This window comes from Stenotrophomonas sp., assembly GCF_036662295.1.
Classification (GTDB): Bacteria; Pseudomonadota; Gammaproteobacteria; order Xanthomonadales; family Xanthomonadaceae; genus Stenotrophomonas.
Genome location: NZ_JAVWXA010000017.1, coordinates 1 through 9,523, shown reverse-complemented (window position 1 = coordinate 9,523; position 9,523 = coordinate 1). Strand labels below are relative to the sequence as shown.

The window sequence follows — 9,523 nt, the reverse complement described above, 5'->3', positions numbered from 1 at the left end:
GCGGGCCCGCGGTGGTGCTGACCGGGCGCGGGGGCCCCCCCGGGGGGGGGGCGCCCCGGGCAGCGCGCCCGGCCCCCGACCCCGGGGCGCCGCTACCGGGCGGCACGTTTCTCCGCCACTACTGCCACCGCCCACACCGCCATCGCCACTGCCGCCACGCCGGCGCCGGTCACGCAGACCCCCATCCAGCCGAACGCGGCATACACCTGCGCCGACACCAGCGAGCCCAGCGAGCCGCCGATGAAGTACCCGGTCATGTAGCCGGCGTTGAGCCGGTTGCGCGCCTCCGGGCGCAGCGCGAACACCACGTTCTGGTTGCTCACGTGCAGCAGCTGCGCGGCCAGGTCCAGCACCAGCACGCCCACCACCAGCGCCACCAGCGATTGCGTCGAAAAGCCCAGCGGCAGCCACGACCCGGCCAGCAGGACCAGCGCCACCGTGGTCGCCAGCGCCGCCTTGCCGCGGTCGGCCATCCGCCCGGCCACGCCGGCCGCCAGCGTCCCGGCCGCGCCCACCAGCCCGAACAACCCGATCGTCGCATCGCTGTAGTGGTAGGGCGCACCGGCCAGCAGGAAGGCCAGCGGCGTCCAGAACATGGCGAACATCGCAAAGCTCAACGCGCCCAGCAGCGTGCGCAGCCGGAACACCGGCTCCTGCACGAACAACGTACCGATCGAGCGCAGCAACGCGCCATAGCCCAGCCCCGCATGCTGGTGGAAGCGCGGCAACGTGCGATACAACACCCCGGTGGTCAGCACCAGGGTGGCGGCGGCCATCCAGTACACCCAGCGCCAGTCGCCCAGCGAGGACAGTGCCCCGGCCACCGTGCGCGCCAGCAGGATGCCCAGCAGCAGGCCGCTCATTACCGTGCCCACCACCCGGCCGCGCTCTTCCGGTCGCGCCAGCGTGGCCGCGAACGGCACCAGCACCTGGGCCACCACCGAGAACAGCCCGGTGATCGCCGTGCCCACCAGCAGCCACGCGAACTGGTGGCTCAACGCGCTCACCACCAGCCCGGCCGCGGACAACAACGACATGCCCACGATCAACCGCCGCCGCTCGAACATGTCGCCCAGCGGCACCAGCAGCACCACGCCCAGCCCGTAACTCAGCTGCGCCGCCGTGACCAGCACCCCGGCACGGCCGAAGGACACCCCGAACTCGCCGGCGATGGTGTGCAGCAGCGGCTGCGCGTAGTAGTTGCTGGCCACGGCCACGCCGGTGGCGAAGGCCATCAACAGCACCTGCCAGCGGCTCAAGGGGGGATGCACATCGGCCGTCATCACGGTTCCAGACCTCGGGGGGAGGCCAGTGTCCGCCTCGGCGCGCGATGAGGGAAATGAATAGTTATCATCCAACGCATCTCAAAATCAGATGGGTCACGGGGATGCCGGCATGAACCTCAAACAGCTCGAGTTCTGCGTGGCCCTGGCCGAAGAACGCAACTTCACCCGCGCCGCCGCGCGCTGCCACGTGGTGCAGTCCGCGCTGAGCCACCAGATCGCGCATCTGGAGGAAGAACTGCAGGCCACCCTGTTCGAGCGCCTGCCGCGCCAGGTCCGGGTCACCCCGGCCGGCGAGGTGGTGCTGCGGCATGCCCGCGAGGTGCTCGATTCGCTGCGCCACCTGCGCGAAGACGTGGCCGCCGTGGCCGGCCAGGTGCGCGGCACCCTCACCATCGGCCAGATCACCTCGCTCACCGCCGTGGACCTGGTGGCCTGCCTGGCCGCCTTCCACGTGCGCTACCCGCAGGTGGAATTCCGCCTGCGCATGGACAAGAGCGAAGTGTTGATGGAAGACGTGCGCGAGCGCCGCGTGGACGTGGCCCTGGTCGGCCTCTCGCCCGGCACCGCCATCGACGGCGCCTGCCACCGCCTGCTGGCCGAGGAATCCATGGTGGCCGTGTTGCCGCCCGCCCATCCGCTGGCCCAGCGCAGGCGCGTCTCGCTGGCTACCCTGGCCGAGTTGCCGCTGGTGGATTTCCAGTACGGGTCCGGTGCACGCCGGCAGACCGACGAGGCGTTCGCCGCGGCCGGGTTGCCGCACCGGGTGCCGTTCGAGATCAACCACATGTCGCTCATCGAGCGCTTCGTCCAGCAGGGGCTGGCGGTGGGCATCGTGCCGGAGGCCATTGCCGCCGGCTTCACCGGGGTGGCCTGCGTGGCCATCCAGGATGCGCCCGTGCGGCGCGTGCATGCGGTCTGGTCGCGCCTGCCCACGCCGGCGGCGCGGGCCTTCATGCAGGAGCTGCTGCAGCACGTGGCCCCGCAGGCCGAGCCACGTGCTGGCGTGGGGCTCAGGCGCCGCGCACGCGCAGGGTCAGGCCCTTGAGGAAGTTGCGCAGCAGCTGGTCGCCGCAGGCGCGGTAGTTCTTGTGGTCCGGCTGGCGGAACAGCGCCGACAGCTCCGGCTTGGACACCGGGAACCCGGCGCTGTTGAAGATCTCGTGCATGTCCACGTCCTTCAGCTCGAAGGCCACGCGCAGCTTCTTCAGCACCAGGTTGTTGCTGATGCGCTTTTCCACCGGGCGCAGCGGCTGGCTCTCGTCGCGGCCACGGTAGTGCACGATCAGCCCGTTGAGGAAATGCGACAGGGTCAGGTCGTCGCAGGCCACGAAGCCTTCTTCGTCTTCCTTGCGCAGCCAGCCGGGCACGTCGGCCTTGTCCACCACGAAGGCGGGGTCGGCCAGGGCACAGGTGTCGGCAATCATGCCGTCGCTCAGGTCGAGCATGTAACGCAGGCTGCGCAGTACATCGTTGTTGATCATGGGGTGTCCCGATACCGCCGGCGCGGCTGCGCGGCTGGCCGCCATTTTACCCCCTGGCGCCGCCGCTGCCCGCCGCCGCGTTACCGCTGTCATCTGGCTGCCATGAAAGTGCAGCACAGTGCCGCCATCAGCATCGACAGGCAGTGGAGCAGGCAATGCGCAGGTGGCAGGTTCTGGCGGGTGTGGGCATGGTCTGGCTGGCGGCGACGGCGGCCGCGCAGGCCCCGTATGTGGCGATCGAGCAGCGCGTGGACCCGCAGGCCCTGGCCGAGGTGGGCCTCACCCCGGCCCAGCTGCAGACCCTCAACCGCCTGCTGCGCGAGGCCGACGCCCGCGCCCCGGCCGCCCCGGTGGCCGCCGCGGTGCCGGTCCCCGCAGGCACGCCCACCCCGGCCCCGATGTTCCCGGGCCTGGACGATGGCCCCATCAACGCCCGGGTCACCGGCCAGGTGGACGGCTGGGCCCCGGGCACGGTGTTCACCCTCGACAACGGCCAGCAATGGCAGGTGCTCAAGGGCGAAATGAAGCTCAAGGCCAGCCGCGCCAACCCCGAGATCGTCGTGGTGCCGGGCATCGCCGGCCGCTGGTTCCTGCAGGTGGACGAGAACCTGCCCAAGGCCCGCGTGTTCCGCATCCGCTGAGCGCGCGCCCATCCGGCGCTACAGCGCCCCCCCATCGGTGCGAAAATACCCGTGATTCCCACGGAGTACCGCGATGACCCGTACCGCCCTGATCACTGGCGCCACCTCCGGCTTTGGCGCTGCCGCCGTCCATCGCTTCGCCCAGGCCGGTTGGCGCGTCATCGCCACCGGGCGCCGGGCTGAACGGCTGCAGCCGCTGGTGGACGCCTACGGTCCCGAGCGCGTGCACGCGGCCGTCTTCGACGTGCGCGACGGCGCCGCCATGGAGGCCGCGCTGGCCGCCCTGCCGGCCGACTTCGCCGCCATCGACCTGCTGGTCAACAACGCCGGCCTGGCCCAGGGCACCGCCCCGGCCCAGAGTGCCTCGCTGGACGACTGGCGCACCATGATCGACACCAACGTCACCGCGCTGGTCACCCTCACCCACCGCCTGCTGCCGCAGCTGGTGGCGCGCAAGGGTGCCATCATCAACATCAGCTCGGTGGCCGGCGTGTACCCCTATCCGGGCGGCAACGCGTATGGCGGCACCAAGGCCTTCGTCAGCCAGTTCTCGCTCGGCCTGCGCGCCGACCTGCACGGCACCGGCGTGCGCGTGACCACCATCGAGCCGGGCATGGCCGAAACCGAGTTCACCCTGGTGCGCACCCACGGCAACCAGGCCGCCTCGGACACCCTCTACACCGGCGCCAACCCGATGACCGCCGAGGACATCGCCGAGCAGATCTTCTGGGTGGCCAACCTGCCGGCGCACCTCAACATCAACCGCCTGGAACTGATGCCGGTGAGCCAGTCGTTTGCCGGTTTCCAGGTCGCGCGCGACTGACCGGCGGGCGCCACCGGCCCACGGTCGGTGGCGCCGTCAGGTGGCCGTCCACACCGCCAGCTCATACCCGTCCGGGTCGCGGAAGTGGAACCGCCGCCCGCCGGGAAAATCGAACGCCGCCTGGCAGATCGTCGCGCCCGCTGCCTCCAGTCGCTGCTGCGTGGCGGCCAGGTCGTCGGCATACAGGATCACCAGCGGCCCACCGGCCCGCACCGGCTCACCCGTGGTGAACCCACCGCGCAACCGGCCATCGTCGAACTCGGTGTACCCCGGGCCGTAATCGGTGAACGACCAGCCAAACACGCTGCCGTAGAACGCCTTGCTGCGCGCGATGTCGGCCACGTTGAACTCAATGTTGTCGATCCGGCGATCATTGCCGTGTGCGGTGCTCATGGAGGCGTCTCGTTGAAAGGAGCCCCAGCATCGCCGCCGCGGCCGCGCCGGTCTTGAACAAAACGGCCAGTCAGCTGCGCCACTGCGCGCACAGCTGCGCCGCACCGATTCCCGCCAGCGCCCGCACCTCGCGACTCAGGTGCGACTGGTCGGCATAACCCACGTCCGCCGCCAGCCCCGCCAGCCCATCCCCCGGCCGCGCCCGGGCCAGCGCCAGGAACCGCTGCAGCCGAAGAATCCGCTCCAGCATCTTCGGCCCATAGCCAAACTGCTCATGGCACAACCGGCGCAGGCTGCGCGTGCTCACCTGCAGCGCCGAACCGATCGCGGCCAGATCGCTGCCCCCGGCCCGCACCTGCCCGAACACCCGCGCCGCCACCGCGTGGCGGCTACCGGAAGAGCGGGGCAGCCCAGCCAGTGCCTGTACAAACAACCGCTGCCGCGTATCGCCATCGCCCACGTCATTCAAGCGCGCCGCCATCTGCCGCGCCTGCGGCCCCAGCACCGCTTCCAGCTCCACGGCCGTGCCCACCATCTCGCCCAGCGGCACCCCCAGCCACGCCCGCGCCGCACCCGGCTGGAACCGCGCGCCCAGCACCTGCGCACCCGGCGTCAGCTGCGGGTGCGCAGCCACCACATCCGGCCCCACCACATACAGCCGCCCATCGCGCCACAGGATGTCCACGCAGCCATCGGGCAGCACCGCGATCTCGCCGCTATGGCCCGCCGGCAGATCGCTGCGCCACAGCTGCCCGAAGCAGCCCTGCAGCGCAGCCGGCGGCGCCCATTCGCGGTAGCGGCCGGTGGCACCGGCAACGCCGGGCAGATCAGCAGGATCGGGAAGGGAAGACATCCGCGGACAATACCCCACCGCCCCCGGGTAGTGCCGGCCGCTGGCCGGCTCCACGCCATGCCAGGCGAGCGAGGCCCGCACGCCAGTCAGCGACGCAACGCACCCGGCGCCTTACGCGTTGCCGATGATTCTCACGCCCCAGCTGTGACCGGTCGGCGGATCATTCCGCCACCGCTGCCCTTGGAAAAGAAAAAACCCCGCGCTGCGGGGCTTTTTCAGGGCTCAAGGCCAAACAGGTGAAGCAACGGGCTCAAAGGCCAATGACGCGGTGATCCTTCAGGCGGACACGGCCTCGGCCGGTTGGAGGCGGCTTACTGCGCCTTGATCGCCATCGCCTGCAGCCCCGTCCCATCCAGCTTCTGCTTGGCCTCGGACAGTTCGCCGGCGCTGCCATACGGCCCCATGCGCACGCGGTACACCGTCTTGCCGTTGATCTGCGCCGATTCCACCCGAGCCGCCAGGCCGATCATCGCCAGCTTGGCCTTGGTGGCCTCGGCATCGCCAGATGCGCCAAACGCACCGGCCTGCAGGATGTAGCGCACGTTGCTGGCCGCCGGCTCGGCCGCTGCCGCTGCCGGCGTCGCCGCTGCGGTCGCCGTCGGCTTCGGTGCAGCCGGGGTGGCCGCCGCCGTCTGCGCCGGGGTGGCCGTGGTCGCGGCCGGGCGCTCGGCCACCGGGGCCGGCAACGGCGCCGTGCTCACCGGGGCCGGCGAGGTGGTGGCGGCGGTGCTGGTCGGGGCCGGTGCCGGCGGCAACGGACGCCCTTCCAACGCCGCCTGCGCGCGCTGCGCCTCGGCCTTGGCACGACGCTGGTCTTCCGCCCGCGTGCTGGCCGCCAGTTCCGCATCGGACATCTCCACTTCCTTGCCGGGCAGCAGGGTGTAGAAGTCGTACTGCGTGGCGGCCGGCTTGGCCGGTTCGGCAGGCTTGGCCGCCGCGCCGCCCGGCTTGGGCAGCTCGGTGCCCACGTCGGTGTCGGCATCGCTCACCGGCGCCGGCTGGGCGTTCGGGTTGGGCTGCGGGCCCACCCGCAGGAAGCCGTCGCCGTCGCTCTTGAACAGGTTCGGTGCCGCCAAAAACACCACGGCCGCAATCGCCACACCGGCCACCAGCCACACCCATCCCGGCGTGCCCTGGTTGCTGTTGCGTCGTGCCTGGCTCTTGCCGCGTCGTGCTGCCATTTACTGCTTCTCCACTGCTTACATTTTTTCCGGGGCGGACACGCCCAGGACGTTCAGACCATTGGCCAGCACCTGCCGCGCCGCGCAGGCCAGCGTGAGCTTGGCGTTGCGTTCGGCGTCGTCAGCCACCAGCACCTGCGTGCCGTGATACCACGTGTGGAAGGCGTGCGCCAATTCACGCAGGTACTGCGCGATCAGGTGCGGTTCCAGCGCGATACCCGCCGCTTCCACCACTTCGGGGAAGCGCGACATTTCAACCATCAGCCACAGCGAGGCCTCATCGCCCAGCGAGGCCAGCCCGGCGGTGCCCTCGGTGGGCGTGTAGCTCAAGCCCTTCTCCTGGCCCTGGCGCAGCAGGCTGCACACCCGGGCGTGCGCGTACTGCACGTAGAACACCGGGTTGTCGTTGCTCTGCTGGCGGGCCAGGTCGATATCGAAGGTCAGCTGCGAATCGGGCTTGCGCGCGATCAGGAACCAGCGGGTCGCATCGCGACCAGCTTCCTCGATCAGGTCGCGCAGGGTGAGGTAGCTGCCGGCGCGCTTGGACAGCTTCACTTCCTCGCCGCCGCGCATCACCGTCACCATCTGGTGCAGCACGTATTCCGGCCAGCCCTTGGGGATGCCCACGTCCAGCGCCTGCAGGCCGGCACGCACGCGGGCCAGCGAGCCGTGGTGGTCGGCGCCCAGCTCGGTGATCGCGCGCTCATAGCCGCGCTGCCACTTGCTCAGGTGGTAGGCCACGTCCGGCAGGAAGTAGGTGTAGGTGCCGTCGGACTTGCGCATCACGCGGTCCTTGTCGTCACCGAACTCGGTCGAGCGCAGCCACAGCGCGCCGCCTTCCTCATAGGTGTGGCCCGCCGCCTTCAGCTGGGCGACGGTCTCTTCCACCTTGCCATCCTTGTACAGCGAGCTTTCCAGGAAGTAGATATCGAAATCCACCCCGAACGCGGCCAGGTCCTGGTTCTGCTCGTTGCGCAGATAGGCCACCGCGAAGCGGCGGATGCCATCCAGGTTGTCCGGGTCGCGCTCGCCCACCACCGCGTGGCCTTCCAGCTCCACCGTGGCGCCGGCCAGGTAGGCGTTGGCCACGTCCTGGATGTAATCGCCGCGGTAGCCGCCTTCCGGCCAGCCGGCGTCATCAGGCTTGAGGCCCTTGGCGCGCGCCTGGGTGGACAGGGCCAGGTTCTCGATCTGCACGCCGGCGTCGTTGTAATAGAACTCGCGCTTGGCGTTCCAGCCGTTCACATCCAGCAGGCGCGCCAGGCAGTCGCCGATGGCCGCGGCACGGCCATGGCCCACATGCAGCGGGCCGGTCGGGTTGGCCGACACATACTCCACACCCACGGTGCGGCCGTTGCCGCTCAGGTTGCGGCCGTAATCGGCGCCTTCCTTGAGCACGCTGGCGGCCTCGCGCTGGTAGGCGCTGGGGGCGAGGTGGAAATTGATGAAGCCCGGGCCGGCGATCTCGACGCGCAGCACATCGGCGCTCTTGGGCAGCGCATCCAGCAGCGCCTGGGCCAGGGCGCGCGGGTTGCTGCGCGCCGGCTTGGCCAGCAGCATCGCGGCATTGGTGGCGAAATCGCCGTGCTCACGGGTCTTCGGGCGTTCGACCACGAATTCCGGGGTCAGGGTATCGGCCGGCAGAGTGCCGTTGGCGCGCAAGGCTTCGATGCCTTGGCTGATCAGGGCGCGGAGGAGATTTTTCACAAGGCCTGCTTTGGGACTGGAGCGGCGGAATCGGTAATTTTAGCCTAGATGGGGGGCCGATCCATTGAACGGGGTTGGGGCAGGGGGCTTTGGGGGCGGCTGGGCGTGGTTTTGGGGTTCTGGACAGGGCGTTTGGGCTGACCGGGGCGTTCAGCCCGGGAAGGACAGGGTGGATTCCATCCAACCGCGTTCAGCCATGGAGACTGGGCTGCCTTCGCCAACAACTACGTGGTCCAGTAAGCGGATGCCGACTAAAGGCAGCGCCCTTTCCAAATGGCGGGTGATGTCCCGGTCGGCAGCAGACGGTTCGGCGCTGCCAGAAGGATGGTTGTGGCCGATGATCACCGCTGCCGCGTTGTGGAACAGGGCGCGGCGAGCCACTTCGCGCGGATAGACCGCCGCTGCATCGATGGTTCCATTAAACAGTTCCTCGAAAGCCAGCATGCAGTTTCGGGTAGTCAAGAACATGACGGCAAAGACTTCATGCGGTCGGCCGCGGAGCCGCTGTTTGAAGTACCGCATGGCTGCCTTTGGATCGCACATGCTCTCGCCTCGGTCCAACTCTGCCCGCAGGTGGCGGTCGGCTAGTTCCAGTGCGGCGACCAGCTTACAAGCCCGTGCCGGCCCGAGCCCAGGCAGTTTCCTCAGCTTCTGCGCGCTCATATCAAGCAATTGGCGGAGGGGGCCATGTTCCTTGAGGAGAAGACGTGCATTTTCCATAACGTCCAAGCCTTTACAGCCGGTGCCCATGAACAATGCGAGTAGCTCAGCGTCCGAAAGCGCTGCCGGGCCGCGTGCCAGCAGCTTCTCGCGCGGTTGTTCGTCCTTGGGCCAGTCTTTGATCGTCATGCATCTCAGTATCGCTGGCGATCTGGTGAGTGCAATCAGGACATGCCGTGTTAGCAAATGAGCATGCGGTCTGTCGTCGTGTAGGCCAACCTGGGGGTCTGTGCTAAGTAGTGTGGTAAGTCCTTAAGATGGGAGCGCGATTGGTGTGGAAATGGCCGTCAAATTGCTATCCCAAATCGAAAATTCATAAAAATTCCTGAAGCTGTGGTGATCAGCTTCTCGCCAGGTCATCTTTGAGACTTCATTTCCACACCACTGAATCGCCCAGGGTTCCGTAGACACCTCGCAGCCATAAACTATGGCTTACGC

10 protein-coding genes are annotated in these 9,523 nt (G+C 68.9%); 3 read left to right on the top strand and 7 right to left on the bottom strand.

The features are described 5' to 3' along the window. Positions 1 to 92 precede the first annotated feature (92 nt). Positions 93 to 1,283: an MFS transporter gene (locus tag RSA25_RS05235; RefSeq protein WP_332807851.1), complete on the bottom strand. Its 1,191-nt coding sequence runs from the start codon at positions 1,281 to 1,283 to the stop codon at positions 93 to 95. Between the two features lie 112 nt (positions 1,284 to 1,395). Here RSA25_RS05235 and RSA25_RS05230 point away from each other — a divergent pair, with 112 nt between their 5' ends. After that, the gene (locus RSA25_RS05230) at positions 1,396 to 2,331 is read left to right on the top strand and encodes a LysR substrate-binding domain-containing protein (RefSeq protein WP_332807850.1); all 936 of its coding nucleotides are present in this window, start codon (positions 1,396 to 1,398) and stop codon (positions 2,329 to 2,331) included. Here the strand turns inward: RSA25_RS05230 and RSA25_RS05225 are convergent. Further along, the gene (locus RSA25_RS05225) at positions 2,297 to 2,767 is read right to left on the bottom strand and encodes a DUF1456 family protein (protein ID WP_332807849.1); all 471 of its coding nucleotides are present in this window, start codon (positions 2,765 to 2,767) and stop codon (positions 2,297 to 2,299) included. The genes RSA25_RS05230 and RSA25_RS05225 overlap by 35 nt on opposite strands. A 155-nt stretch (positions 2,768 to 2,922) precedes the next feature. Between RSA25_RS05225 and RSA25_RS05220 the strand changes: the two genes are divergently transcribed. Together RSA25_RS05220 and RSA25_RS05215 are read left to right on the top strand one after the other, a co-directional pair. Beyond that, positions 2,923 to 3,408: a hypothetical protein gene (locus tag RSA25_RS05220; protein WP_332807848.1), complete on the top strand. Its 486-nt coding sequence runs from the start codon at positions 2,923 to 2,925 to the stop codon at positions 3,406 to 3,408. Positions 3,409 to 3,481: 73 nt separating this feature from the next. After that, the gene (locus RSA25_RS05215) at positions 3,482 to 4,231 is read left to right on the top strand and encodes an SDR family NAD(P)-dependent oxidoreductase (protein ID WP_332807847.1); all 750 of its coding nucleotides are present in this window, start codon (positions 3,482 to 3,484) and stop codon (positions 4,229 to 4,231) included. Positions 4,232 to 4,267: 36 nt separating this feature from the next. On the opposite strand, the gene RSA25_RS05210 is transcribed toward RSA25_RS05215, so the two are convergent. The 5 genes from RSA25_RS05210 to radC all read right to left on the bottom strand — a co-directional run bounded on the left by RSA25_RS05210 (position 4,268) and on the right by radC (position 9,214). Further along, positions 4,268 to 4,624, bottom strand: a complete 357-nt coding sequence (locus RSA25_RS05210; protein ID WP_332807846.1) for a VOC family protein — start codon at positions 4,622 to 4,624, stop codon at positions 4,268 to 4,270. 70 nt (positions 4,625 to 4,694) lie between these two features. Continuing rightward, positions 4,695 to 5,477, bottom strand: a complete 783-nt coding sequence (locus RSA25_RS05205; RefSeq protein WP_332807845.1) for a helix-turn-helix domain-containing protein — start codon at positions 5,475 to 5,477, stop codon at positions 4,695 to 4,697. Positions 5,478 to 5,788: 311 nt separating this feature from the next. Further along, a complete protein-coding gene (locus tag RSA25_RS05200) occupies positions 5,789 to 6,658 on the bottom strand; it encodes an SPOR domain-containing protein (protein WP_332807844.1) in 870 nt (289 codons plus the stop codon). Between the two features lie 18 nt (positions 6,659 to 6,676). Continuing rightward, positions 6,677 to 8,365: an arginine--tRNA ligase gene (gene argS / locus RSA25_RS05195; RefSeq protein WP_332807843.1), complete on the bottom strand. Its 1,689-nt coding sequence runs from the start codon at positions 8,363 to 8,365 to the stop codon at positions 6,677 to 6,679. Between the two features lie 150 nt (positions 8,366 to 8,515). Beyond that, on the bottom strand, positions 8,516 to 9,214 hold the full coding sequence (radC, locus tag RSA25_RS05190) for a DNA repair protein RadC (protein WP_332807842.1): 699 nt from the start codon (positions 9,212 to 9,214) through the stop codon (positions 8,516 to 8,518). Positions 9,215 to 9,523 lie beyond the last annotated feature (309 nt).

What these genes read in the sequence shown, in the direction of transcription:
- RSA25_RS05200 (WP_332807844.1), bottom strand. Translation starts at nt 6,658, where the DNA reads ATGGCAGCACGACGCGGCAAGAGCCAGGCACGACGCAACAGCAACCAG.
- RSA25_RS05235 (WP_332807851.1), bottom strand. Translation starts at nt 1,283, where the DNA reads ATGACGGCCGATGTGCATCCCCCCTTGAGCCGCTGGCAGGTGCTGTTG.
- radC (WP_332807842.1), bottom strand. Translation starts at nt 9,214, where the DNA reads ATGACGATCAAAGACTGGCCCAAGGACGAACAACCGCGCGAGAAGCTG.
- RSA25_RS05215 (WP_332807847.1), top strand. Translation starts at nt 3,482, where the DNA reads ATGACCCGTACCGCCCTGATCACTGGCGCCACCTCCGGCTTTGGCGCT.
- RSA25_RS05230 (WP_332807850.1), top strand. Translation starts at nt 1,396, where the DNA reads ATGAACCTCAAACAGCTCGAGTTCTGCGTGGCCCTGGCCGAAGAACGC.
- RSA25_RS05210 (WP_332807846.1), bottom strand. Translation starts at nt 4,624, where the DNA reads ATGAGCACCGCACACGGCAATGATCGCCGGATCGACAACATTGAGTTC.
- RSA25_RS05225 (WP_332807849.1), bottom strand. Translation starts at nt 2,767, where the DNA reads ATGATCAACAACGATGTACTGCGCAGCCTGCGTTACATGCTCGACCTG.
- RSA25_RS05220 (WP_332807848.1), top strand. Translation starts at nt 2,923, where the DNA reads ATGCGCAGGTGGCAGGTTCTGGCGGGTGTGGGCATGGTCTGGCTGGCG.
- RSA25_RS05205 (WP_332807845.1), bottom strand. Translation starts at nt 5,477, where the DNA reads ATGTCTTCCCTTCCCGATCCTGCTGATCTGCCCGGCGTTGCCGGTGCC.